The organism is Burkholderia sp. Bp9016, assembly GCF_003857765.1.
Classification (GTDB): Bacteria; Pseudomonadota; Gammaproteobacteria; order Burkholderiales; family Burkholderiaceae; genus Burkholderia.
The window spans coordinates 21,686-45,807 of the sequence record NZ_QTPY01000023.1; the positions used below are offsets into that span (position 1 = coordinate 21,686).

Sequence of the window (24,122 nt, forward strand, 5' to 3'; positions counted from 1 at the left end):
GTGCAGCGACATCGCCGGGGCGAACCGCCCGCCCCGGCCGTCTGCCGCTGCGCGATCCGGATGCCTGCGGGATCGGTGCGGAACACGGCGGGAAGTGCCGCGGCCGGCGGCGAGATGCGACGATAGATCCAGAACGGAGGTGTCGCGCGGGCTTGTGCATTGCGGGGCGTCGGTCGCCGCAAGTCGGGTAGGACGGGCTGCGATCCGCTGGAGACGGGTCATCTCGTGACAGGACTATCGACCCGCGCCGCGCCGACTGCAAACGATGCGGATCGCTATGCGGGGCCGTCGCGCGCCGGCTCGCCGTTATCCGCCCGCTTCGCGCGTTCGAGCCGCCGATGCAGCCAGTGCGACATTACCGCCGACGTGACGAACGAATCGAGTATGGCGACGCCGTCGATGCCGCCGATCTCGTCCATGCCCAGCAGGAAGGCCTTCAGCAGCGCATAGCCGGTCATCGCGCTCGCGCCGACGATCACCCCGAGCAGCAAGAACCCGCGTCGCCGGATGCGCGTGCCGATCGCCCCCATGATGCCGCCCGCAACGATCGCCGGCAGGACATAGCCGAACAGGAACGACGCGACGAAGATCAGCGGCACCATGCCTGCGCAAAGCTTCAGCGTGTCCCATTGCGGGCCGTTGATCACGGACCACGCAACCAGCATCACGAGCGGCCATACGAGCGCGGCCACCAGCGGAGCACCGACGGCGAACGACACGCAGCCGAACACGACAGGCGCGGATAGACGTGACGATTTGCGCGGCGGGCGCTCGAGCGTGGCACTCATGGTTTCTGTCGTCGGAATCGGAATGGCGGCGTGCCGGAGTGTACCAAGCCGGCGCAGCACGCATCCGATCCGGCCCCGCGCGACGATAGGCAAAAAGCATGGAATAAACCGCCCGCCCGGATCGTCATCGCGCGGTCGCACGGCTCGAGCGAATCCGCTCGCCATGCGGCGCGTGCACTGCACGGAGATTGAAATGAAATCGGCGAGATTGGCCGCGGTGGCGATTGCGGCGCTGACGCTGCTGCGGTCGGCGGGATGTACATCGCCGGACTGCGGCACTTCGCGGGGTCCGGCATGAGCCGGTACGGCGGCGGCAGTTCGAGCGGCGGAGGCGGCGGCTACCGAAACGCCACCGGACAATCGCAGACGGAGCGCCCCGCGCAGGCACGGCCGGAAACCGGCCGCATCGCGCGCGACGCCCCGCCCTTCGTGACGGCTTAACGCATGGCCTTCACGTCCGCCGGCGTGACGCTGGCGGGCTGGCCGCCCCACGTCGCGCGCAGGTAATTCGCGAGCTGCGCGAGTTCGTCGTCGCTTAGCGTGTGCGCGAAACCCGGCATCGGCTGCAGGTTTTCAAGACCGGCGAACTTCTGCTCGTCGATGCCGTCGAGCATCGCGACCAGCAGGTTGCGCGAGTCGGCCTGACGCAGCGTCGAATTGCCGTTCATCGGCACCGCGACGTGCGGCTTGCCTTCGCCGTTGAAGCCGTGGCAGCCCGCGCACACCGCGAGATACACCGAGCGGCCGGCCGCGAGCTGCTGCGCGTCGGCCGACACCGGCTTCACCGGCTGCGGCGCCGGTGGCGTATCGCCGAGCAGGTACACGGACAGCGCACGCAAGTCGCCCTGCGTCATGTATTGCGTGCTCAGGTGCACGACCGGATACATTTCGCCGAACGCCGAGCCTTGCGGCGCGATGCCGACGCCGAAGAACGTCTGCAGGTCGGTGCCCGTCCAGCCGCGCGCGGCGAGGCCGGCCGGCGTGATGTCGGGCGCGGCCACGCGGCCGAGCGCGGCGCCCGCGAACGGTTTCGCGCCGTCGAGCTGGCCGGTGAACGCGCGCGGCGTGTGGCATTCCGCGCAGTGGCCGAGCGCACCCGCGAGATAGCGGCCGCGCTGCCAGTCGGCGGATTGCCCGCTCGACGCGTCGGGCAGGCTGTCTTTCAGGAACACCATGTCCCAGAACACCATGCCGAAGCGCAGGTTGTACGGGAACTTCAGATCGTGCTTGCGGTTTTCCTGCGCAACCGGCTTCACCGTCTGCAGGTACGCGTACATCGCGTCGGTATCGGCGCGCGTGAGCTGCCGGTACGACGTGTACGGCATCGACGGATACAGCCGCTTGCCCGGCGCCTTGCCGTCGTGCAGCGCGGCGTAGAACTCGTCCGCGCTCCAGTTGCCGATTCCATGATCCTTGTCAGGCGTGATGTTCGAGCCGTAGAACGTGCCGAACGGCGATTCGAGCGGTGCGCCGCCGGCGAACGGCGCGCCGTCCCTGGCGGTGTGGCACGCCGCGCAGTCGGCGGCTTTCACGAGATAGCGGCCTCGCGCGACCTGGTCGGCGCCCGGCGCGCCGGACGCCGCGCTCGATACCGGCGCGTCATGGCCGCCGCAGGCGGCGAGCAGCAGCGCGCAGGCGGCCGCGATCGCGGGCAAGCCCGCGGCCCGTGCGACACGATGGGCGAATGTGCGTTTCATGCGGCGTCCTTCACGAGTCCCGGCGTCGTCAAAATCACGTCCTTCACGGCTTCGTAATAGCGGACGTAACCCGTGCAGCGGCAGATGTGCGCGTTCAGCGCATCGGTAATCGTGTACTCGACATCGGCCTTCGCGATCGGCTCGCGCTTCAGACGCTCGATCAGCACGGTCGCCGCGTTGACGAAGCCCGGCGTGCAGTAGCCGCACTGGAAGCTGAAATGCTCGAGGAACTTCTGCTGGATCGGCGACAGCTCGACCACTTCACCGGCGTCATTGCGCTTCGCGTGGCCTTCGATCGTGCGGATCGAGCTGCCGTGGAAGAAGTGCGCGCCGGTGATGCAGGTGCGCATTTCCTCGCTGGTGCCGTCCGGCTTGTCGACGATCACGACGCACGCGTGACAGATGCCCTGCCCGCAGCCGAGCCGCGAACCGGTGAGGCCTGCGTATTCGTGCAGGAACTCGATCATCATCAGCCCCTCGGGCACCTGCATCGGGCCGACGGACTTGCCGTTGATGTTCACCGACAGCGGCTTCTGCTGGAACCGGACGAGCGGGCGCTCGACAGGTGCCGGCGCGGCAGCGGGTGCGGATGCCGGGGCGGCCGAAGCCGCGTTCGGCGCGGAAGCGCCGGTCGCAGCCGCGCTGGCGCTCGCGGCCGACGCGACGGTTTGGGCGGTCGTCATGCGAGCACCTCCTGGATCTTTTGCGGGGTCACCGGCAAATCGGTGAAACGATGGCCGATCGCGTGCGCGATGCCGTTCACGATCGCGCCGACGACGGGAATCATCACCACTTCGGCGACGCCCTTCGGCGGATCGGTCTCGGACAGCGGCGGCAGGATGTCGCCCGTCTGCGACCACACTGCGACGTCGGTCGCGCGCGGCAGCTGGTAACGGTTGAAGTTCCACGTGCCGTTGCCGGGGCCGTCTTCGTAAAGCGGCAGGTACTCGTGCAGCGCATGGCCGATGCCCATCGCGAGGCCGCCCTGCAACTGGCCCGACACGAGTTGCGGCGAGATCTGGTTGCCGCACTCCATGATCGAGTGATGCGTGAGCAGTTCGACCTTGCCGGTCGATTCGTGCACGGCCAGCTCGACGAGCGTGCCGACCGCCGTGTAGTACGTGACGGCCGCGTTGTTGCGGCTCGTCGGCGGAATGAACACGCGCTTGCGGTCCAGCACGCGGTAGCCGTTCGCGGTAGGCGCGAGCGTGCCGTGCATCGCGGTCGCGCCGGCCGGCGCGGCGGTGCCCGGAATCGGGCCGTCGTCGCCCGTCTTCGGCGCGCCGACGCGCAGCGACAGCGCGTCGATCGGCAGACGATCGACCGCGCCGCCCACTTCGAACTCGGCGTCGGTCCACTGCCAGCGGTTGAATACGTGCACGACGGCGCCCGTCGGCAGGCCGAGCGCATGCGCCTGCTTCGCGAGCTGCTCGAACGTCAGCGGCTCCAGGCCGTCGGCGGTCAGCTTGCCGTCGACCCAGCGCGCGTCCTCGAAGCGGATCGTGTACGGCGCCGCCTGGCCGCCGCCGAGGCCGCGCGTCCAGATCGACATCGCAGCCGGCCACAGCCCGTAGCGGAACACGGCGCGCGCGGCTTCGCGCGTGCTGTGCGTGAAGTAGTACGCGGAGTTCGTCGCGCTCGACGGCGACGCATAGCCCGGCGACCAGCGCGGATTCGCGCTCAGGCGATCCTGGTCGGCCTGCGACATCAGGTACGGATCGCCGCTCGTCTCGACCGGCAGGTCCGGCCACTCGGTCACGGCGACGCGCACTTCCGTCGCAGGGCGGCCGAGCCATTTCGCGACCGCGACGGCCTGCGACGTCGACATCCCGGTGCCGATTTCGGCGGCCGTGTGATGCAACGACACCTTGCCGTTCTCGTCGAATTCGACCTTCGCGAACGACGCTTCCGCACCCGTGCCGAAGTCCTTCTGCACGCACGCGAAACCGACGCCGTAGCGCTTGCCCGGGTTCGATGCCTCGAACTCGGTCTTGCGCTCGACTCGGTGCGTCCACAACGGATGCTGCTTCGCGCGCTCCAGCACTTCCGCGACGCGCAGCGCGCCGGCGGGAATCGCCCCCTGGGTGTTCTTCATCCCCGAGCGCAGCGCGTTGCGCAGCCGGAAATCGATCGGGTCGAGGTTCAGTTGCGCGGCGATTTCGTCGACCGCCATTTCGGTCGCCGCCATGCTCTGCAGCGTGCCGTAGCCGCGTGCCGAGCCGGCGTCGATCGCGCGCGACGCGATCGCGACCGATGCGAGGTCGCTCTTCGGGAAGTAGTAGATCGATTGCGCAGCCGTCGCGCCCACCATCGCCACCGACGGCGAGAAATTGCTCCGGCCGCCGCCGTTCGCCTCGAAGTCGCCCTTGAACGACTGCAGCAGGCCCGTGTTGCGATCGACCGCGATCCGGTAATGCATCTTGAACGCGTGACGCTTCAGCGACGTCTGGAACTGCTCGTAGCGGTCGTTCGCGAAACGCACCGGGCGGCCGTCCGCGTATAGCGCGCAGACGAGGCCGTAGAACGGCACGTTGCAGTGATCCTTCGAGCCGTAGCCGACCGTGTAGCACGGATGCACGAACAGCTTCTTCACGGGGAAGCGGCATTTCGCGACCATCGCGGCCGCGTTCTCCGCCACTTCGAGCGGCGACTGGGTCGGCACGACGAGGTGCATCGACTGCGTCGCGGCGTCGTACCAGCAGTTCGCGTTGTCGGGTTCGAGCGCGGCCGTATCGACCGACTGCGTGTTGTACTCGCGGTCGAACACGAGCCAGTCGGGCGACGGATGATCGAGTTCGGCGGCGATCTGCCCGGCGAGGAACATTCCCTGCTCGTCGAGCTTGCCGTGCTCCTTGCCGTCCGGCCAGACCGGCAGATGCTTGCGCATCATGCTCGGGAAGATCGGCGCGTCCTTCAGGCTCGAATAGACGTCGTCGTCATAGGCCGTCTTGCCGCCGACCCGCACGTAGCGGAAGGTGCCCCACGGGTCGCGCTCGAGCGGGCCCGTAACCGCGCCGTAGCGGATCACGTCGTCGCGGAACTTGAGCGCGTTCTTCGCGAAACGGAAGCGCGCGAAGTCGTGGTAGATGAGGATCGCGACCGCATGGCCGAGATACGCAGGCGTCTTGCCGGCGGGCAACAGCATGTCGTCGCCGTAGAACGTCGGGAACGCGACGCCGTCGCGCGCGAGATCGTCGGCCGTGACCACGCGGTCCGGCTTGAGCTCGTCGCCGAGCAGCGACAGGTCGAAGCCTTCGTACGTGCGGTCCGCCTGCGTGACGCGCAGGATCAGCGCATGCGACTGCTGCTGCGGCCAGTGCGGCATGTCGGCGGCGCGCACGTCGCGGGCGAACACTTTCGAGCCCGTAACCTTCGCGATGCCGTCGATGCGGAATTGAGGGACGCCGGTGACGCTATCCCATTTGACGGGGGTGAGGAGTTTTTCTTCGAAGAGCGCCGCGAATGCGCGGCTGCCGATGGGCGCGACGTAGACCGCGACGCCCGCCAGCACGCTGGCTTTCAGAAAACCCCGCCGTGACAGGCCGTGGTTTTTCATTGGGGGAACCTCCTGATGCGGCTCGGACGGCGATCGGGTGTCGCGACGTTCGGAGCGGCGCGCATTCTGGCATTGTTTTAGATATATCGCCTATAGTATTTCTCACATGAAATACTTATTGAATTTCTTATAACGGGATTCGGACAGGGCTCCGGCATCCGATCGCGGAGCGAAATTCGTGTGCGATTGCGTCGTGCCGGACGGGGCGCCCCGATCGCGGCGGGTCGTCGCGGACCATCGGCGCTCACGCGCGACGCACGGACAAGCCGGTCTGCGGCCGGCTACCCGATATCGTCCCGTTGGCAACGATCCTGCCCCCGCGCCGGCGAATGCGCAAGCCTCCCGCGGGCGTGGTTTACGACTACTCGCCCAGGCTTGTGCAGGCACGCGCGGCCCCTCCGCGCAACCCATGTTTCATGATAATGTCGTGCGCATCCGGGGCGCCGGCCATACCGCCACGTACAGTGCGGGGCCGCCGGCCATGAATCGACGTCGTGTCGAGGTCAAAAAGCTATGGCAGTCAGGGCACGCATCCTGAACTCCGTTCTCGCCACTCCTCCCTGCGGCAACCACCGCGTGACGGCCGCGCTGCGCCCGTCGATGCTAGTCACGCTGTTCGAAGACGTTCGACCGATGGCGCTGTCCGGCCTCGCGAGCGCATTCGTCGCGGCCATCGCACTGATCCGTCTGCATCAACTCTGGTGTCTCGTGTGGCTCGTCGTCGACGTCGGCCTGCTCGCCGCGCGGCTCGCGATCGCACGCGCGTACGCGGTGCGCCGCGACGCCGGCGACGATCGCGCCGAGTACTGGGCGCGGCGCTATGCGCCCGTGTCGCTCGCCGCATGCTTCGTGCTCGGTCTCGGCGTGATGGGGTGCATAGAGGCGTCCGACGTCGAGCTTGGCACGCTGTCGGTGATGGTCGCCGGCGGCGTGTTCGGCGGAATCGCGTCGCGCAATTCGGCACTGCCGCGGCTCGCGATGACGCAGGTGACGCTCGGCGTGGTGCCGCTCGGCATCGGCGCGCTGCAGGTCACGCGGCCCGGCGCGTGGCTGTTGCTGCCGCCGCTGGTGATCTATCTCGCGGCAATGCGTACGGTCGTCCAGCGCCATTACCGCGTGCTCGTTGCGCTGATCGCGGCACGTCAGCGCAACGCCGAGCTCGTCGCCCGCTTCGACGCCGCGCTCACCTATATGCCGCACGGCCTGTGCATGATCGACGGCGAGCGCCGCGTGATCGTCGCCAACCGGCGCACCGCGCAGCTGTTCGGCTCGCCGCGCGAGATCATGCTCGACATGCCGCTGCCCGACGTCGTCGCGGCGCTCGGCACGAACGCAGTGACCGATCCGCGCGATGCCGGCCTCGCCGCGCAGTGCGCGGTCTGGCTGGAGCGCGACGAACCCGCGCCGTTCGACATCGCGCTGGCCGACGGCCGCCAGCTCGAACTGACGCGCCATCGCGTGCCCGACGGAAACGCGGTGATCATCGTCGAGGACGTCACCACGCGCCGCGAAACCGAGCAGCACATCCGGCATCTCGCGCGGCACGATGCGCTGACGGGGCTGCCGAACCGCCACGAGCTGCACACCGAACTCAAACGGATGCTCGCGCATCGGCCACGCGTGCCGGGCCCGGCGCTCGCCGTCATGTATCTCGACCTCGACGGCTTCAAGGCGATCAACGACCGCTTCGGCCACCACGCCGGCGACGACGTGCTCACGCAGGTCGCCGAGCGGCTCGGCAAGACGTTGCCGCCGGGCGACATCGCGGCGCGCGTCGGCGGTGACGAATTCATCGTCGCGCTCGGCGATACGACGACATACGCGTGTTCGCTGCTCGCCGCGCGGATCATCCGGCAGATCTCGGCGCCGTATGCGCTGTCGGTCGGCGAGACGGTGAGCCTCGGGATCAGCATCGGCATCGCACTCGACGACGGGCACGAATCCCCCGACGAACTGATCCGGCAAGCCGACAGTGCGCTGTACGACGCGAAGTCCGCCGGCAAGGGAATCTACCGGTTCTATTCGGCCGGCAGCCGGCGCGTCGCGCCCGCCGCTGCGAACTGAGCGCGTTCGTCCGCGCCGCCGCATCGCCGGCACTTTCCTCAATTCAATTCCGAAACGCTTTGCGCCATGCGCGGCTTGACCCGTGTGCGCACATGTTTCGCCGCGGCAGTCCGTGTCACGTGACGTGTTCCGTAACATCGTCGCGCGCCGCGCATCACGTTCGCCGCAGAAGCCGGCACGATCGACGCGGCGGACGATATTTCATGACTGGCACTTTTATTGCTCCTTGTCCTTGAAACAGGATGTCAGGGAGCCCGCACATGAATACCGTCGAAGTCCTCAGCCGCACCGAGCGCATCGATCGACAGGAAGTGATCGACGGCGCATCGTTGATCCGCCGGCTCGTTTCCTCGCGCCGCCCGGCCGCCGCCCGCGAGACCGTTCGCGAAGCCGCATGCGTCGACAACCCGCCGCTGACGCTATACGGTGCGTTCCGTCAGGGCATCGCCGATTACGCGGCACGTCGCGCGAATCCATATCGCGGCGGCAGCCGTTTCTGGGTGCTGTGGGAGGAAGGCCGTCTCGAAGCTGAAACGTCGGGCCGCTGAAGCGGTGACATGCGTCGGACCCGCGCCGGCAACGGACTGACGCGAACCGGGGCGCGCCCCGGCTGCAGCACGCGCCGGCAGGCATCTCAGCGTTGCAACATCGCACGTGAGCGCCCGTGCAGCACGCCGCGCGTTCATACGCGGGCCGGCCGGCATCCAGTGCGCGCCAAGCGCCGCGCGGCGGTCTTTTCCCGATAAGATGGTGGATTACGTTCTTCGAACGCCGCCGCCATGACCGCTTCCTCCTCCCTCCGAAATCCCATCCACTGCGAAATCGACCTCGATGCCCAGGGCAAGCATGCGGGCTACCTGCGGCTGCCGCACTCCGTGCATCGCTCCGCCTACGGCTGGCTGCCGATTCCGATCGCATCGATCCGCAACGGCGATGGCCCCGTCGCGCTCGTGATGGCCGGCAATCACGGCGACGAATACGAAGGCCAGATCATCGTGTCGCAGCTGATGCGCGAGATCGACCCGGAGATGGTCAGCGGGCAACTGATCCTGCTGCCGATGGCCAACTTCCCCGCGGCCGACGCGGGCCTGCGTGTGTCGCCGCTCGACGAGGGCAACCTGAACCGCAGCTTCCCCGGCGACCCGACCGGCACGCCGACGCAGATGATCGCGCACTACATCGAGCATGCGCTGCTGTCGCGCGCGCAGTATCTGGTCGACCTGCATTCCGGCGGCAGCTCGCTGCTGTACCAGGGCGGCAACATGCTCGCGATCGATCCGCTCGATGACGACGAGGCAGCGAAGCTCAACGGGCTGCTCGGCGCCTTCGGGCTGCCGAATGCGCTGCTGCATGCGCCGAATCCGGTGCATTCGGCGTCGGCTGCGCGTCGGCAAGGCGCGATCTCGATCGTGACCGAACTGGGCGGCGCAGGCATGGCCGACCCGTCGCTGATCCGGCTCGGCCGCCACGGGCTGCTGCACTACCTCGGTTATATCGGCCTGCTGCACGGCGCGCTCGTGCCCGACGCGCCGCCGACCGTCACGCGCTTCCTGCGCGTCGACGGCGATCGTCACTTCGTCTATGCGTACGAACGCGGGCTGTATGAACCGCTCGTCGAACTCGGCGACCAGGTGAAGGCCGGGCAGCCGGCTGCGTGGGTGCACTTCCCCGATACGCCGCTGCGTGAACCGGTGCTGCATCGCTTCAAGGGCGACGGCGAAGTGGTGTGCAAACGCGTGCCCGCGCAGGTGCGGCGCGGGGATTGTCTGTTTCAGCTGGCGGAGGCGTCGACACCGGCAAGGGTCATCGGGTAACGAGTCCGATCCGATTCGTTCGGGAAATCATGAACATGGAATGCCCCGCCGGTGGCGGTGCCGGACCGATTCGCCGCACGCGCGAGATTTCGTACACTTTTACCGGTCATTTGGTGACAACGATCATCGAGTCTTTGAGTCGAGAGCCCGGCGACGTGCGTCGGCGCCATGTCTATGACGTGCGAGCGCCATTTACGCGCCGCTGAGCATGAAGCGCCGAAACACGACACTCTTGATTCGGTCGAGAAGAATAGCGAACAGGGCGACGGCGCAGATCAGGGCTCCGACGAGCGTCAGCGGGACAGCTGCCATCAACGTTCCAGTCACGGCCATCAAACTCACCAGGACGACGTCGATGGCGCTGGCCCACGCCATGAGAATCCCCGGGGCGAACGCCCACATTCGCCCGTCGTTGCGGAGTACGTAGATATTGGCCTGCGTGGTGAATACCAGCAGCAGGAACACCATCGTCTGCATCTGTTCGGCACTCAGCCCAAGCAGTGTGCGTGCCCCGCCATACAGCGAAAGCGTGAACGCAAGCGAAACTGCTGCGAGCACGGCCGCGGCGCCGACAAGCTGCCCGACTCGCCATTGTTGCGGCTGGACCGCCGGTCGAACGCGGTCGGCTGCGATGCTCATCGTAACGAAGTCGTTAGCGAACAGCAGCAGCACGATCAGCCGCGGTGAGATCACAAAACCTTTCGTGAGCCAGAGACCGAGTGTAAGAAAAACGACAATCTCAAGTGTCTTGACAATTTTGTTGAGAATATACGTGAGCATGCGCCGGTGCACTTCTCGCCCCGTACCGACCACAGTCAGGACACCGCTCAGGCCTGGATCGGTCAGGACAACGCCCGCTGCGGCCTTGGCCACATCGGTAGCACTGGCTACGGCGATCCCGAGTTCCGCCTGTCGCAGCGCGGGCGCATCATTGACGCCGTCGCCCGTCATCCCCGTCACGTGTCCGGCCCGCTGCAGAGCGCTGACGATGGCATGCTTCTCTTCGGGCAGCACGCGAGCGAAGATGTCGCATTTTTCTGGTTGTTGCAGGTCGTCTTCGCGCGGAACGCAGATACGTGTGCCCAACCCAAGTCTTTGTCCGATTGCCCGCGCTGTCTCCAGCGCGTCTCCGGTGGCCATGCAGACTCTCACGCCAAGCTGGCCGAGTTTTACGATGAGTTCGGCAGCGTCGTCCCGAGGCGGATCGGAGAGACCGACCAGGCCGAGAGGTCGGATCGCGCCCACCGGACCCGCGGCAACCGCGATCACGCGCGCGCCTCCAGCGGCCAACTCCCTTCCCGTGTCTTGCGCGGCCTGACGCTGCGCCGCGTCGGCACCGCAATGTTCGAATACTGCGCTGGTCGCGCCTTTCAGGGCATGCCACTCTTGTCCATCGACGACATAGATACCTTCGCTGAATCGTGTTGTCGGATCGAAGGGCAGAAAATTCGCGCGCGCGGGGAGAAGCGCGGCCTGCGCGTTTCTGCGATAAGCAGAAAGGATCGCAAGGTCGAGCGAGTCTTGCGATGCATCGTCGCAGGCCATCGCTGCAGCGCGCAGGACGGTGCCCTCGTCGACATCCGCCAATGCCTTGACCCCGGCGACAGACAGCGTGTTCTGCGTCAATGTACCGGTCTTGTCGGACAGAAGTGTGTCCATTGCCGCAGCTTCCTCTACCGCAGGCAGCCTTGTAACGAGAACCCCCTGTTTTGAAAGGCGTGTGCTCGCGATCGCCGTGGCCAGAGTGTAGGTCGCCGGTAAGGCGACCGGAACCGACGCGACGAGCAGCAACAACGCGAACACCACGGTATCGCCCAACGGCAGACCATGCGTCGCGGCGTAAAGGATGACCAGTACCACGAGCACGAGGTCGAATGCGACGAGGCGCTTGACGATCGAGAAAATCGTGCGCTGCATATGGCCGGGCGCGCTGGATGTGCGCACGAGCTCCGCAGTCCGGCCGAAGTAAGTTCGCGAGCCGGTGGCAATCACTTCGCCGCTGGCTTCGCCCTGATGCACGATCGACCCGGTGTACGCGGACTGTCCAGGACCCGCATCGACGGCGAGAGACTCGCCGGTCAGCGCCGACTGATCCAGCGTCACGGCTCCATCGAACAAAACCAGATCAGCCGGGACGATGTCGCCCGCTCGCACGTGCACCACATCTCCGGGAACCAGTTGCGCCGCGGAAAGACGGCTCCAATGCGAGTCGCGCAGCACGCGCGCGTTGACCTGCAATTGCCGTCGCAGCAAAGTCAGCGCGTCCTGCGCGCGACGCTCCTGCATGAAGGCGACAAGGCCGTTGAAAGCGAGCAGAAACAGGATGACCAGCGCCTCCTGGACACGATGAAGCATCACCTGTAGCACGATCACCGCTTCGAGCATCCAGGGCACAGGCCCCCAGAGCTTGCCGAGAAGCTGGCGCCATCGCGGCGTGCGAATCTCTTCGACAGCATTGACGCCGAATGATTGCAGGCGACGTTGCGCCTCGGCCAACGCAAGTCCTGCCGCGCGGTCGGTGGTCGGCAGTGCTTCTACGGCGTCAGCGGGCGGTTCAACAGCGATTGTCATTGTGAGGCATAGTCCGCGACAGTCGAGGTGTGCGCTGTCTGCGTCGGGCGCGACATGTGCCGAGCCCCCAAGCATATCGCGACGCCAAGCATAACGACGCTTCGGAGGCGGTCGCGGGTTTCAGCCGTTTGGGGGGTGACCAACACCGCAATCAAGTGACGTCCGTCGATCCAGCAGCGAAGCGGCACGCCGACGCTCAATGGCTGCGCACGGGCCGTAATGTAGTTTATAGCGGTCATTCAAACGCCGTTTGCGACGTATCGACGAACGCCCCCTCATGGCCGGCAAGCGACCGCTCGCCGGCCGCCGTGCCGTCAAACCTCGGTCTGCTCCACCATCTCGAGGGCATCGTCGACGTATGAATCCGGCTCGGGAACAGAAAATCCGCCGCCTTCAGTCCCCGCGCTTCGATCCAGGCTTCGAGGCTCTCACGGGTTTGTTCCGTGATCTCTAATTACACCGGGCGCTGGGTTTTCCGCTGCATGACTGTCGCTCAGGACGCCACATGGCTTCCGTGACAGATATCCTGGACCTGCAACCGCGTAAGGTCGCACGCCCGCAGCTTGCTATCCATCGCGAGATTGAACATCGCGAGTTCGCGGACGTTCGGCGTCATCTGCAGTCTTGTCCGGATCGCCCAGATTTCCCGGAGCTTTAACGGCCGCTTCTGCCCGGTGAGCTTGCCCTTGTTTCACGGCATGTGGTGGGCAGCGACGACTTTCCCGGCTTCCATGACAATCTCCTTTCAGGCAATATCGGGCGCTCAGCCATTGGCATGCGAGCCGGTAAAATCAGCTCGTCAACAGGTGATCGATAAATGCGGCCAATGCCAGCCGCACGTTCCGATGATCGTCTGCCGACATGCAGATGAAAAATTCCCGGCAAGCAAGCCCACTCGTCGGTCAGTCGAACAGGCCTTCAGCCCATAATCTGCGCTCCGGGCACATGAGCTGTCGGCCACAGACGCGCCGCTCCTACGGCAAGATGGAGTGGCCTGCGTTGCTGCGCAAGCTGGACCACATCGACCCTTCTTGTCGCCGCTGAAAAAGCGAAAGCCCGGTGCGAAGCCGGGGTTACGTAAACGCGCCGATGCATTCGCTATCAGGCCGACGATGCCGCCGACGCGTTGCTGCCCGGGCGACGACGGTACAGCCTGAGCGTCGCGCACAAGCTGCAGAGCGCAGCGAAGCTCAGCCAGTAGCCTGGTGCGGCCTTGTCATGCAGGACCTGGATCAGATAGGTCGATACCGCCGGCGTAAAGCCGCCGAACAGCGCCGTCGCGAGACTGAACGCCAGCGAGAAGCCCGCGACGCGCACTTCGACCGGCATCACTTCGGTGAGCGCGGCGACCATCGCACCGTTATACATGCCGAAGAAGAACGAGAACCACAGCAGAACGATCAGCATGCGCGCGAAGCTTGGTGCATCGGCGAGCCAGGACAGCGCCGGATAAGCCGTGAAGATCGCCAGCATGGAAATGGCGAGCAGCACCGGCTTGCGGCCGATGCGGTCGGAAATCGTGCCGCCGATCGGCAGCCAGACGAAATTCGATGCGGCCACAAGCAGCGTGACCACCAGGCTGTCGGAGGTGGACAGCTTCAGCACCGACTTCCCGAAGGTCGGCGTATAGACGGTGATGAGATAGAAGGTGGTGGTGGTCATCGCCGTCAGCAGCATGCCGCCGATAACGGTGCGCCAGTTGCCGAGCAGCATCGCAAGAATCTCGCGCACCTGCGGATGATGCCGCCGCGCTTCGAACGCTGCGGTCTCCTGCAGCGAACGGCGCAGCATGAACAGGAACGGCACGATCGCGCAGCCGATGAAAAACGGCACGCGCCAGCCCCATGCACCGATCTGCTGCGCGGAGAGCCACTGGTTCAGCCCGTAACCGATGGCTGCCGCCACGACGATGGCGACCTGCTGGCTCGCCGACTGCCAACTCGTGTAAAAGCCCTTGTTATCGGGCGTCGCCATTTCCGCGAGATAGACGGACACGCCGCCAAGTTCCGCGCCCGCCGAGAAGCCCTGCAACAGACGCCCGAGCAGCACGAGCGCCGGCGCGAGCAGGCCGATCGTCGCATACCCGGGCACGCAGGCAATCAGAATGGTGCCGCTCGCCATGATCGACAGCGTAACGATCAGCCCGGTGCGCCGTCCGACCTTGTCGATGTACGCGCCGAGAAAGATCGCACCGAGCGGACGCATCAGAAAGCCCGCGCCGAACACCGCGAAGGTGAGCATCAGCGAGGCGAACTCGCTGGTGGACGGGAAAAAGATCTTCGAGATCGATGTCGCGTAGAAGCCGAACAGAAAGAAATCGAACTGTTCGATGAAATTGCCGCTGGTCACGCGCAACACGGCGGCGGCCCTCGTCATGGGCGAAACGCCGGACGTAGCGGCGATCGATTCTGTGCGGTTCATTGCGTCTCCTGCTTCTTGTCTATAGTGATGGGCGCCCAAGGCGCCCTGACGACTGCTAATCCGGACTGAGGCTCGGTGTGTTGTGTTGCCGCTTCTCTACTGACGATTTGAGCAACGCCGCCGAGCGGAAGATGCCGTGCGCGAACTTGCCGTAAGGCAGCGTGGCGAACAGCGCCATCACGATGCCGAGATGAATCGCGAGCAGCGACGGCATCGCCGAGGTCGTGCGGAGCGCGAGCAGCGCGAGACCGGATGCGCTCGTCAGAAGCAGGAGCGCGATGAAGCCGCGGTCCATCGGACGCTGACGGGCATCGCCCCGCTCCGGAACGCGTTTCAGGTTCAGCCACAGCAGTCCCGCCGACCCCGCAATCAGTCCAATGCCGCCCGCGGTTCCCAGCAACACCGGCGCGCTCAGAAACGGATACGGCGCTTCCAGACCGAATGCATAGTGATAGAGCGTCGCAACTGCGGTTGCCGCAAAGCACAGCATGAAGCCGTAGAACGTCAGGTGATGGAAACGGCGCCGCGCCAGTGTGAAGGCATCGCTCTCTTCGTTGCAGCCGTCGCCGTGGCCGCCGTCCAGATACTTGAGGGTCAGCGCGTTCTTGGCCGCTTCCGCGACGGCTGGCGCGCTCGCGGTTCCTGCCGACACGTCGCGCCAGAAGCGCGTGACACCCACGCCGAGCGCGAGAATGGCGAACAGGAAAACGATGCCAAACATCGCCGCGAGCAGGTTGTGCGGGAAGATCGCGTAGAAGTTCGCTGGCGCGACATCTCCCGACAAACCGCCGTGTAATGCCATACCGAGCAGCAGAAACAGCGCGAGTCCGGCCGCCAGTGCAACCGACAAAGTCAGGCCGTTGCGTTTGTACAGCGCGCCGAACGACGCGGGAAATGCGTATTCGGTGTAGGTTTCGAGCCGGACTTCGGCCATCGCTTTCGGCACGTTCACGCCGAATTCGTGCGGCGACGCGTATTGGCACGCGTGATAGCATGCGCCGCAGTTGTGGCAGAGATTCGCCAGATAGTTGACGTCCGGCTTGCCGAATTCCAGGCGGCGCGTCATGGCCGGGAACACGGCACAGAAGCCTTCGCAATAGCGGCAGGCGTTGCAGATCTGCATCTGCCGTGCCACTTCGGTTTCGCCGGCGCTCATCGGCACAATGGGGATCACGCGCGCCGTGCTGCCGTGCGACGCTTTTTTCGTATCGACCGATAACGTCGTGCGCATGCGTTCGGGCGTGAGCGAGTCAGACTGCTGCACTGGTTGCCTCCGTCGTTTTGAGTGCGGCGCGCGCGGCCTGCGTCCCGGCAATGCGCCCGAAGGCCGTGCCGATCGACATGCCGACGCCCGCTGTATAGCCCTTGCCGAGCACGTTGCCGGCCATCATTTCACCGGCCACGAACAGGTTCTCACTGGCATTGCCGCCGAAGTGAACCTGCGCGCGGTCATTAGTCTTGAGTCCGAGATATGTGAACGTGATGCCTGGCCGCAACGCATAACCGTAAAACGGCGGCGTCTCGATGCGGCGCGCCCAGTGCGTCTTGGGCGGCGCAAGACCTTCGGTGTGGCAGTCGTCGAGCGCGGTGTGGTCGAAGGTGCCGTCGCGGCATGAATCGTTATAGCGCGTGAGCGTTTCCATGAAGCGCGCTTCCGGCAGCCCGAGTTTGCGCGCGAGTTCCGGCAGCGTATCGGCCTTTTCGCCCGGAAACACCGGCGGCATGAAGCGGCCGATGGCTTTCGAGTCGATGATCGAATAGCCGATCTGCCCCGGTTGTTGCGCAACGAGCCGTCCCCAGATTGCATAGCGCTTCGGCCAGAAATCCTCGCCTTCGTCGTAGAAGCGCTCGGCGTCACGATTCACCACGACGCCCAGCGACACGCAGTCGATGCGCGTGCAGATGCCGCCGTCATACAGCGGCGCGCGTGCATCGATGGCGACGCAGTGCGACTGTGACGGGTCGCCGATCATGTCCGCACCGGCGTCGGTCATATGCTTGATGAGCACGCCCTTGTTGAAGCGCGTGCCGCGAATCAGGAAGTTGTCGGCGGGCCATTCGCCCCGCTCGTTTTGCCCCCACGCTTCGCGCAGCCATTCGCGATTTGATTCAAAGCCGCCTGCCGCCAGCACGCAGGCGCGTGCCTCGAAGCGCTGGCTGCCGCTGCGGGCTGCGATGAAGAGGCTGCCGTCGAGTTCAAGCGAATCGACGGGTGTTTCATAGCGGATATCGACGCCGAGCGCTTCGGCGCTGCGGTAATACGCGTTGACGAGCGCCTTGCCGCCACCCATGAAGAATGCGTTGGTGCGTGCCACGTGCAGCGCGCCGGACAGCGGCGGCTGGAAGCGTACGCCGTGCTTCTGCATCCACGGCCGGCACGACGACGACGCGCGGATCGTCAGCCGCGCGAGATGCTCATTCGTGATGCCGCCGGTGACTTTCAACAGGTCCTGCCAGAATTCCTCTTCAGGATAGGCATCGACGAGCACGTCTTGCGGCGCATCGTGCATGCAGCGCAGATTGCGCGTGTGTTGCGAGTTGCCGCCGCGCCATTCGCGCGGCGCGGATTCGAGAAGCAGGACCGAGGCGCCCGCTTCGCGCGCCATCAATGCGGCGCACAGCGCGGCATTGCCTCCTCCGATTACGAGCACATCGACCATCAGACTTGTCTCCTTTTGGACAAATCGTAAAGGTCTCGTGCCCGCGTCGCTACCAGCCAGCCGTCAAGGGGGCTTCACTTTTTGTGAAGACCGAGGCTACCGCAGCCGCGCGCCGGGCCAGCGGCCTTCCTGCACCAGTTGACGGGCGACATCGGCGAGCACCACGCGCGCAGCGAGACCGGCGGGAGACAGTTCGTCGTCGGAGATGCTGGTGAGCATGTTGGGCCGTGTGGCGTATTTATCCGCGACGGGCACGCTCGTCAGTATCACGTTCTCGGGCCTTGCGAGCGCCGCGCCAGGCTGTATGGTCGCGCCGATGCCGGTGCGGACGAAGTCCATCAGGAGTGCAAGGCCGTCGACTTCGGCGACGATGTTCGGCTCGTATTCGGCGCGCCTGAATGCTGATAACAGCAGCGAACGCAGCCCGTGCGTGCCGCTGGGAAGAACGAGCGGAAGCCTGCCGAGATTTTTCAGCCGGACGGATGCGCTTATCGGCATGCCGTCGAGATCTCCCGCGCCGATCAGGAACAGCCGCTCGTCCAGCAGCGGCAGCACACTCCAGCGTTGCGCGGACTCCTCACGGAACAGCACGGCGAGATCGATCTGACGCGCGCTCAGCATGGACGCAAGATAGCCGGAGAGACTTTCGACCATGTGCAGCCGCACATCGGGATAGCGCGAGCGCATGGCCTGCATGAATGCGACACCTAGCACGCTCGCCGTGCTCGGCGCCATGCCGACGCTGACATGGCCCGACAGACGGGCTGAGCGTGCAGCGATCGCGGCATCGTCGATATGACGCAGCGCGAGTTGCGCCTGACGCCAGAACGCCAAACCTGCGTCGGTCGGAACGACGCCGCCCGAGGTGCGTTGCAGCAGACGCGTGGACAGTTCGCCTTCGAGACGGCTGATCTGCTGACTCAATGCCGAGGTCACCACGCCGAGTTCCAGCGCTGCCTTGCCCATGCTTCCATGTTCCACGACGCTGAGAAAATAGCGTAGTTGTCTGAGTTCCATGTCGCGATCGGTCAAGAGGATTAAGCGGGTATTTTGACAGAACGTCGTCGGACAATCCTCGGCTCACAGGTTCCCGGCGCGCTGCGCCGCCGGTTGACTTCCGTCCACAGCACATCGCTGTCGTCATTGCGCAGCACGACCATCCAGTCCAGTTGCTCGCCGGTCACGCCGAAGTATTCCAGGACTTCCCGGCGAACCGCATCGACGAACTGCGCGTATTCCGGGGTTGCCTGGGCTTGCGCGTGCAGGGCGTCGTATTCTGCATCGTCCGCGCCGCCACCGTGCTCGTCGATATAGCGAGAGATCCACTCATCTCGTTCGCGGTCGTAATCGGCCTCGGCGCGCATCGCTTGCACGGCCGTGTAGAAAGCATCGCCGCAAGCGTCAGGCCGGCACTCAAGCGCCAATGCCGACCACCGGTCGTGAATGCCTGCCCCCCTCTCCCTGCAAGCCTTCTGACTCCCCTCGCGAAATCCTTATCGAAATTGCTTCGTTCGCCTTTGCCGGCCGCGCCGCTAACGTGTTCGAAACGGCGGCGGCCTGCCGAATGCATCGCGGGATGCACACCGGCCGCCGTCATCACGACAACCGCGTCGCGATAACGGAACAGACCGGCCGGGCCATGTGCCCCGAGCCCGACAGGAACGTCCGCATCGCGCGCCCTTCGCGATGCCCATGGCCACGAACGACCGCATCATCGACACGACGCCGCTCGATGTCCGCGCCCAGCCGCTGATCGACGCGCTGATCGACGAATACGCGACACGCTACGACGCATACCGCCCCGACAGCCGCGCGTCCGCGCGCGACGAACTGGCCCGCTATCCGGCCGAGCTGTTCGCGCCGCCCGAAGGCGCGTTCGTGCTGTTGCTGCGCGACGGCGAGACGATCGGCGGCGGCGCCTTCAAACGCTACGACGCGCAGACCGCCGAACTCAAGCGCATCTGGACCCGCACGGACCTGCGCCGCCAGGGGCTCGCACGCGTGATCGTCGACGCGCTCGAGCGGCGCGCCGCGCAGCAGGGCTATCGGCGCGTGTACCTGACCACCGGCTTTCGCCAGCCCGAAGCATGGGCGCTCTACGACCGCACCGGCTATACGCGGCTGTTCGATTCGTCGATCGACCCGGAAGCGTATTTCCACCTGCGCTTCGGCAAGGATCTCGCCGATCCGTCCCGCACATCGACGCTCGCCGACCTCTGGGCGCCGCTGCCCGAAGCGGTGCTGCCGCGCTGAGCGCATCGCGTCATCCCGCTCCGTACGACACGACAACAACAGGACGACTTCATGCCACGAGCCATACCGTTCACGCCGCGTGCAGCCCGCACGCTGGCCGCCGCCCTGATCGGCCTGACCGCGATCGCCGCGGCCGCCGCCACGTTCGACCTGAGCCCCGAGCAGCTCACCCGCCCGCGCGGCAAGGCCGATGCAGCCGTCGAGCGCGCGGTCCCCGCGTCGTTCAGGTTCGCCGAAGCCGGCACGCTGACGATCGGCATCGCGCCGAGCCTGCCGCCGATCAGCACGTATGCGACCGACGCGCGCACCGTGGTCGGCTTCGACGCGGACGTCGGCCAGCTCGTATCCGACAGCCTCGGCCGCAAGCTGAAGATCGTGCCGCTCGCATGGGCCGACTGGCCGCTCGCGCTCGAGTCGGGGAAAGTCGACGCGGTGATCTCGAACGTCACCGTCACCGAGGAACGCAAGCAGAAGTTCGATTTCTCGACCTACCGCAAGGATCAGGTCGGCTTCTACGTGCGCAACGACAGCAAGATCCGGTCGATCCGCGAGCCGAAGGACGTCGCGGGGCTGCGCATCGTGACCGACGCCGGCACCAACCAGGAAAAGATCCTGCTCGCCTGGGACCGCGAGAACGTCGCGCACGGCCTGAAGCCGGTGCAGATCCAGTACTACGACGACCAGGCGATGCGGATCGTCGCCGTGCAGTCGGGCCGCGCGGACGCGGTGTTCAGCGTGAATTCGGTGCTCGCGTACCAGAGCGCGCAGCAAGGCAAGACGCGGCTGGTCGGCGCGATCAGCGGCGGCTGGCCCCGCACGGCCGACATCGCGATCGCGACGCGCCGCGGCAGCGGGCTCGCCGATCCGCTGACCGTCGCGCTGAACGCGCAGATCAGGAACGGCCGCTACCAGCAGGTGCTCGACCGCTGGAACCTTGCGTCCGAAGCGATCGACCAGTCACGCACGAACCCGCCGGGCCTGCCGAAGAGCTGAGCGCCGCCCCTTCCCGCTTGCTCAGGAACGTCGAACACCATGTCTTATTCGCTTTCATTGCTGGGCAAGACTTTTCCCCGACCATAACGCGTAACGCTCCCATGACGACCCGACGACCGATTCCCTTCGGCCTGATGCTGCAAGGCGCAGGCAGCCACATGAACGCGTGGCGGCACCCGAGCAACCCGCCGGACGCGAGCATCAACCTCGACTTCGCGATCGGCGTCGCGCGCAAGGCGGAAGCCGCCGGCATCGCGTTCGCGTTCGTCGCGGACGGCCTCTACATCAACGAGAAGTCGATCCCGCACTTCCTGAACCGCTTCGAGCCGCTGACCGTGCTGTCGGCGCTCGCGGTCGCGACGAAGAAGATCGGCCTCGCCGGCACGATCTCGACGTCGTACAGCGAGCCGTTCACGGTTGCGCGCCAGCTCGCGTCGCTCGACACGATCAGCGGCGGGCGCGCGGGCTGGAACGTCGTGACGACGCCGCTCGAAGGCACCGCGAAGAATTTCGGCAAGGCGCATCCCGATCACGCGTTGCGCTACGAGATCGCCGACGAATACCTCGACGTCGTGCAGGGGCTGTGGGACAGCTGGGACGACGACGCATTCGTGCGCGATCGCGCGACCGGACGCTTCTTCGATCGCGACAAGCTCCATACGCTCGACCATCACGGCCGCTTCTTCCAGGTCGCGGGCCCGCTGAACATCCAGCGCTCGCCGCAGGGCCAGCCGGTGATCTTCCAGGCCGGCTCGTCCGACACCGGCATCGGGCTCGCGGGCAAATACGCGGACGCGGTGTTCACGCATTCGCCGTCGCTCGACGAAACGGCCGCGTTCACGCGGCGCGTGAAGCAAAGCGCGGTCGGGCACGGGCGGCAGCCCGGCGACGTGAAGGTATTCCCCGGCATCGGGCCAATCGTCGGCCGCACGGCGGCCGAAGCGGAGGACAAATACCAGGCGATCCGCAACCTGCTGACGATCGACGAGGCGCTCGCGTATCTGGGCCGCTATTTCGATCACCACGATTTCACGCAATACGCGCTCGATGCGCCGTTCCCGGAACTCGGCGATATCGGCCGCAACAGCTTCCGCTCGACTACCGACCGGATCAAGGCCGACGCGAAGCGCCAGAACCTGACGTTGCGCGAGACGGCGCTCGCCGTCGCGACGCCGCGCCCGAACTTCATCGGCACGGCGGAGCACGTCGCCGACGAACTGATCCGCTGGCACGATGCGGGCGCAGGCGACGGCTTCATCCTCGGCTTCGCGGTGCAGGCTCAGGGCGTCGACGATTTCATCGAACAGGTGATCCCGGTGCTCGAGGCGCGCGGCCGCTACAGCCGCGACTTGCCGGGGAGCACGTTGCGCGATCACCTCGGCCTGCCGCGCAAGGCGAGCCGCCATGCGGCGCACAACGCAGCGCAAATACAGGACAACGCGGCCGAAGCGCACGCCTGATGCCGCCGCGTCGCCTTGCGCGGCGCGCTCCCGACCGACTCGAGGACATTCACCGACATGAGCGACACGACCCACCTCGGCGGCGCAATGCCGCCGCTCTCTTCCCCCGGCGCGCGCGACGCCGGCACGCACCTGCGCATCGTGCCGGCCCGCCACCGGTCCCGCACGGCCGGCACGGTGCTCGCGCTCGTGCTGATCGCGCTTGCGCTGCATTCGATCCTCGGCAACCCGCAATGGGGCTGGCCGGTGTTCGCCGAATGGTTCCTGTCGCCGCCGGTACTGTCCGGACTCGCGCGCACGCTGGTGCTGACGCTGCTCGGCGCGGTGTTCGGCTTCGCGCTCGGCGCGTTCGTCGCGCTGGCCCGGCTGTCGCGCTCGCGCCTGCTCTCGGCGAGCGCGTGGACCTTCGTCTGGCTGTTCCGGTCGATTCCGCTGATCGTGCTGCTGCTGATCCTGAACAACCTCGGCTACCTGTACGAACACGTGCGGATCGGCGTGCCGTTCACCGACATCGTGTGGTTCGACACGCCGACCACCGACCTGATCAGTCCGTTTTTCGCGGCCGTGCTCGGCCTCACGCTGAACCACGCGGCGTTTTCCGCGGAAGTGATCCGCGGCGGCATTCTCGCGGTCGACCAGGGGCAGCTCGAAGCCGCGGCCGCACTCGGCCTGCCGCGCGGCCGCCAGACGTCGCGGATCGTGCTGCCGCAGGCGATGCGCGCGATCCTGCCGACCGCGTTCAACGACCTGATCACGCTGGCGAAAGGCACGTCGATGGTCTATGTGCTCGCGATGCCGGAGCTGTTCTACACGGTGCAGGTGATCTATCGCCGCAATCTCGACGTGATTCCGCTGCTGATGGTCGCGACCGTCTGGTATCTGATCATCCTGACCGTGCTGTCGGCGATCCAGGTGCAGGTCGAGCGCCACTATGCGCGCGGCGCGCTGCGCAACCCGCCGCCGTCGGCACTGACGTTCGTGCTGGCGCGCGTCAGCGCGCTGTGGCGGCGTGCGACGGCTGCCGTGCCGGCTCACGGCGCCACCGCCGACGCATCGGTGGCGCCGCTGTCGGCGCGCACCGGCGGCGAAGTCGTCGTGCACAACGTGTCGAAGCAGTTCGGCATGCAGCGCGTGCTCGACAACGTGTCGTTCGTTGCGCCGCGCGGCAGTGTGACGGTGATCGTCGGGCCGTCCGGCTCCGGCAAGTCGACGCTGCTGCGCACGATCAACCACCTCGAACGCGTCGACGCCGGCTTCATCGACATCGACGGCGAGCTGATCGGCTATCGCCGCGACGGCGACGTGCTGCACGAGTTGAAGGAACGCGACGTGCTGAAGCGGCGCACGGCGGTCGGCATGGTATTCCAGAACTTCAACCTGTTCCCGCACCTGACGGTGCTCGAGAACCTGATCGAGGCGCCGATTGCGGTTGCCGGCGCTACGCGCGATGCCGCCGAACGCACCGCGCGCACGCTGCTCGCGCGCGTCGGACTCGCGGACAAGGCCGATGCGTACCCGCGCCAGTTGTCGGGCGGCCAGCAGCAGCGCGTCGCGATCGCGCGGGCGCTCGCGTTGCGGCCGAAGGTGCTGCTGTTCGACGAGCCGACGTCGGCGCTCGATCCGGAACTCGTGAACGAAGTGCTCGATGTGATCAAGGAATTGGCCCGCTCCGGCACCACGCTCGTGATCGTCACGCACGAGATCGGCTTCGCGCGCGAAGTCGCGGACAATGTGCTGTTCATGGAGCGCGGCCGCATCGTCGAGTCGGGGCCGCCCGCCGCCGTGCTCGACGCCCCCGCCCATGCGCGCACGCGCGCATTCCTGTCGCGGGTGCTGTGATGCACG

At 66.2% G+C, this 24,122-nt stretch carries 17 protein-coding genes and 2 pseudogenes; 8 read left to right on the plus strand and 11 right to left on the minus strand.

Going from position 1 to position 24,122, the window contains the following annotated elements:
• Positions 1-275: 275 nt before the first annotated feature.
• The 4 genes from DIE13_RS33525 to DIE13_RS25055 are packed head-to-tail and all read right to left on the minus strand — an operon-like array spanning position 276 to position 6,041.
• Complete coding sequence (locus tag DIE13_RS33525; protein WP_260435137.1) at positions 276-1,280, minus strand: hypothetical protein; 1,005 nt, start codon at positions 1,278-1,280, stop codon at positions 276-278.
• Positions 1,226-2,485, minus strand: coding sequence for a cytochrome c (locus DIE13_RS25045; protein ID WP_124829783.1), 1,260 nt, complete (start codon positions 2,483-2,485; stop codon positions 1,226-1,228). The genes DIE13_RS33525 and DIE13_RS25045 overlap by 55 nt, the downstream gene beginning before the upstream one ends.
• Entirely contained in the window at positions 2,482-3,168 is a 687-nt protein-coding gene (locus DIE13_RS25050) for a (2Fe-2S)-binding protein (protein ID WP_124829784.1), read from the minus strand. Before DIE13_RS25050 ends, DIE13_RS25045 begins: the two co-directional genes overlap by 4 nt.
• Entirely contained in the window at positions 3,165-6,041 is a 2,877-nt protein-coding gene (locus DIE13_RS25055; protein WP_124829785.1) for a xanthine dehydrogenase family protein molybdopterin-binding subunit, read from the minus strand. The genes DIE13_RS25050 and DIE13_RS25055 overlap by 4 nt, the downstream gene beginning before the upstream one ends.
• Before the next feature lie 513 nt (positions 6,042-6,554).
• On the opposite strand from DIE13_RS25055, the gene DIE13_RS25060 reads away from it, so the two are divergent.
• From DIE13_RS25060 to DIE13_RS25070, 3 genes are all read left to right on the plus strand, one after another.
• A complete protein-coding gene (locus tag DIE13_RS25060; RefSeq protein ID WP_124829786.1) occupies positions 6,555-8,105 on the plus strand; it encodes a sensor domain-containing diguanylate cyclase in 1,551 nt (516 codons plus the stop codon).
• A 260-nt stretch (positions 8,106-8,365) separates the two neighbouring features.
• Positions 8,366-8,653: a hypothetical protein gene (locus DIE13_RS25065; RefSeq protein WP_124829787.1), complete on the plus strand. Its 288-nt coding sequence runs from the start codon at positions 8,366-8,368 to the stop codon at positions 8,651-8,653.
• 231 nt (positions 8,654-8,884) lie between these two features.
• A complete protein-coding gene (locus DIE13_RS25070) occupies positions 8,885-9,919 on the plus strand; it encodes a succinylglutamate desuccinylase/aspartoacylase family protein (RefSeq protein WP_124829788.1) in 1,035 nt (344 codons plus the stop codon).
• Positions 9,920-10,111: 192 nt separating this feature from the next.
• Here DIE13_RS25070 and DIE13_RS25075 read toward each other — a convergent pair whose 3' ends face one another.
• Positions 10,112-12,490: a plasma-membrane proton-efflux P-type ATPase gene (locus DIE13_RS25075; protein WP_124829789.1), complete on the minus strand. Its 2,379-nt coding sequence runs from the start codon at positions 12,488-12,490 to the stop codon at positions 10,112-10,114.
• Positions 12,491-12,776: 286 nt separating this feature from the next.
• Positions 12,777-13,133 (minus strand): annotated as a pseudogene (locus DIE13_RS33530) (tyrosine-type recombinase/integrase); the annotation flags it as partial.
• Positions 13,134-13,444: 311 nt separating this feature from the next.
• On the opposite strand from DIE13_RS33530, the pseudogene DIE13_RS33535 reads away from it, so the two are divergent.
• Positions 13,445-13,534, plus strand: a pseudogene (locus DIE13_RS33535) (class II aldolase/adducin family protein); the annotation flags it as partial.
• Positions 13,535-13,591: 57 nt separating this feature from the next.
• Here DIE13_RS33535 and DIE13_RS25090 read toward each other — a convergent pair.
• The 5 genes from DIE13_RS25090 to DIE13_RS25110 all read right to left on the minus strand — a co-directional run bounded on the left by DIE13_RS25090 (position 13,592) and on the right by DIE13_RS25110 (position 18,995).
• Complete coding sequence (locus DIE13_RS25090) at positions 13,592-14,911, minus strand: MFS transporter (protein ID WP_124829790.1); 1,320 nt, start codon at positions 14,909-14,911, stop codon at positions 13,592-13,594.
• 55 nt (positions 14,912-14,966) lie between these two features.
• Entirely contained in the window at positions 14,967-16,175 is a 1,209-nt protein-coding gene (gene tcuB, locus DIE13_RS25095) for a tricarballylate utilization 4Fe-4S protein TcuB (protein WP_124829791.1), read from the minus strand.
• Positions 16,162-17,571 carry an FAD-dependent tricarballylate dehydrogenase TcuA gene (gene tcuA, locus DIE13_RS25100; protein ID WP_124829792.1) on the minus strand — a complete coding sequence of 470 codons (1,410 nt, stop codon included), beginning with the start codon at positions 17,569-17,571 and terminating at the stop codon, positions 16,162-16,164. The genes tcuB and tcuA overlap by 14 nt, the downstream gene beginning before the upstream one ends.
• Before the next feature lie 96 nt (positions 17,572-17,667).
• Positions 17,668-18,588: a LysR family transcriptional regulator gene (locus DIE13_RS25105; RefSeq protein WP_124829793.1), complete on the minus strand. Its 921-nt coding sequence runs from the start codon at positions 18,586-18,588 to the stop codon at positions 17,668-17,670.
• Positions 18,589-18,608: 20 nt separating this feature from the next.
• Complete coding sequence (locus tag DIE13_RS25110; protein ID WP_233410006.1) at positions 18,609-18,995, minus strand: ATP-dependent protease; 387 nt, start codon at positions 18,993-18,995, stop codon at positions 18,609-18,611.
• A 268-nt stretch (positions 18,996-19,263) separates the two neighbouring features.
• Between DIE13_RS25110 and DIE13_RS25115 the strand changes: the two genes are divergently transcribed.
• The 4 genes from DIE13_RS25115 (at position 19,264) to DIE13_RS33710 (ending at position 24,116) form a co-directional block, all read left to right on the plus strand.
• A complete protein-coding gene (locus DIE13_RS25115; protein ID WP_124829795.1) occupies positions 19,264-19,824 on the plus strand; it encodes a GNAT family N-acetyltransferase in 561 nt (186 codons plus the stop codon).
• Positions 19,825-19,875: 51 nt separating this feature from the next.
• Positions 19,876-20,817 carry an ABC transporter substrate-binding protein gene (locus DIE13_RS25120; protein WP_124829796.1) on the plus strand — a complete coding sequence of 314 codons (942 nt, stop codon included), beginning with the start codon at positions 19,876-19,878 and terminating at the stop codon, positions 20,815-20,817.
• Positions 20,818-20,918: 101 nt separating this feature from the next.
• Positions 20,919-22,277, plus strand: coding sequence for an LLM class flavin-dependent oxidoreductase (locus tag DIE13_RS25125; protein ID WP_124829797.1), 1,359 nt, complete (start codon positions 20,919-20,921; stop codon positions 22,275-22,277).
• Between the two features lie 57 nt (positions 22,278-22,334).
• Positions 22,335-24,116: an amino acid ABC transporter permease/ATP-binding protein gene (locus DIE13_RS33710; RefSeq protein WP_124829798.1), complete on the plus strand. Its 1,782-nt coding sequence runs from the start codon at positions 22,335-22,337 to the stop codon at positions 24,114-24,116.
• The last annotated feature ends 6 nt before the right edge of the window (positions 24,117-24,122 follow it).